The organism is Enterococcus durans NBRC 100479 = LMG 10746, assembly GCF_001544215.1.
Taxonomy (GTDB): Bacteria; Bacillota; Bacilli; order Lactobacillales; family Enterococcaceae; genus Enterococcus_B; species Enterococcus_B durans.
The window spans coordinates 1-1680 of sequence record NZ_BCQB01000108.1 but is presented as its reverse complement, the minus strand read 5'-3'; the positions used below and the strand labels follow the sequence as shown (position 1 = coordinate 1680).

Genomic DNA, 1680 nt, shown 5'->3' with positions numbered 1-1680 from the left:
TTGAGTAGACCTCTCAAAACTGAACAAAGTATAAAACAACCAGTGTAGTCTCCGTAATATTCCTTAGAAAGGAGGTGATCCAGCCGCACCTTCCGATACGGCTACCTTGTTACGACTTCACCCCAATCATCTATCCCACCTTAGGCGGCTGGCTCCAAAAGGTTACCTCACCGACTTCGGGTGTTACAAACTCTCGTGGTGTGACGGGCGGTGTGTACAAGGCCCGGGAACGTATTCACCGCGGCGTGCTGATCCGCGATTACTAGCGATTCCGGCTTCATGTAGGCGAGTTGCAGCCTACAATCCGAACTGAGAGAAGCTTTAAGAGATTAGCTTAGCCTCGCGACTTCGCGACTCGTTGTACTTCCCATTGTAGCACGTGTGTAGCCCAGGTCATAAGGGGCATGATGATTTGACGTCATCCCCACCTTCCTCCGGTTTGTCACCGGCAGTCTTGCTAGAGTGCCCAACTAAATGATGGCAACTAACAATAAGGGTTGCGCTCGTTGCGGGACTTAACCCAACATCTCACGACACGAGCTGACGACAACCATGCACCACCTGTCACTTTGCCCCCGAAGGGGAAGCTCTATCTCTAGAGTGGTCAAAGGATGTCAAGACCTGGTAAGGTTCTTCGCGTTGCTTCGAATTAAACCACATGCTCCACCGCTTGTGCGGGCCCCCGTCAATTCCTTTGAGTTTCAACCTTGCGGTCGTACTCCCCAGGCGGAGTGCTTAATGCGTTAGCTGCAGCACTGAAGGGCGGAAACCCTCCAACACTTAGCACTCATCGTTTACGGCGTGGACTACCAGGGTATCTAATCCTGTTTGCTCCCCACGCTTTCGAGCCTCAGCGTCAGTTACAGACCAGAGAGCCGCCTTCGCCACTGGTGTTCCTCCATATATCTACGCATTTCACCGCTACACATGGAATTCCACTCTCCTCTTCTGCACTCAAGTCTCCCAGTTTCCAATGACCCTCCCCGGTTGAGCCGGGGGCTTTCACATCAGACTTAAGAAACCGCCTGCGCTCGCTTTACGCCCAATAAATCCGGACAACGCTTGCCACCTACGTATTACCGCGGCTGCTGGCACGTAGTTAGCCGTGGCTTTCTGGTTAGATACCGTCAAGGGATGAACAGTTACTCTCATCCTTGTTCTTCTCTAACAACAGAGTTTTACGATCCGAAAACCTTCTTCACTCACGCGGCGTTGCTCGGTCAGACTTTCGTCCATTGCCGAAGATTCCCTACTGCTGCCTCCCGTAGGAGTTTGGGCCGTGTCTCAGTCCCAATGTGGCCGATCACCCTCTCAGGTCGGCTATGCATCGTGGCCTTGGTGAGCCGTTACCTCACCAACTAGCTAATGCACCGCGGGTCCATCCATCAGCGACACCCGAAAGCGCCTTTCAAATCAAAACCATGCGGTTTCGATTGTTATACGGTATTAGCACCTGTTTCCAAGTGTTATCCCCTTCTGATGGGCAGGTTACCCACGTGTTACTCACCCGTTCGCCACTCTTCTTTTTCCGGTGGAGCAAGCTCCGGTGGAAAAAGAAGCGTACGACTTGCATGTATTAGGCACGCCGCCAGCGTTCGTCCTGAGCCAGGATCAAACTCTCATAATAAAAGTTAGAACAATCTTGCGATTGTTAAGCTCAATTTGTTTGCTAGCATATTG

1 rRNA gene is annotated in these 1680 nt (G+C 51.8%); it reads right to left on the bottom strand.

Annotated features, from left to right (window positions below):
- Positions 1-67: 67 nt before the first annotated feature.
- Positions 68-1627: ribosomal RNA gene (locus tag ED2_RS14460) — 16S ribosomal RNA — on the bottom strand.
- Between the last annotated feature and the right edge of the window lie 53 nt (positions 1628-1680).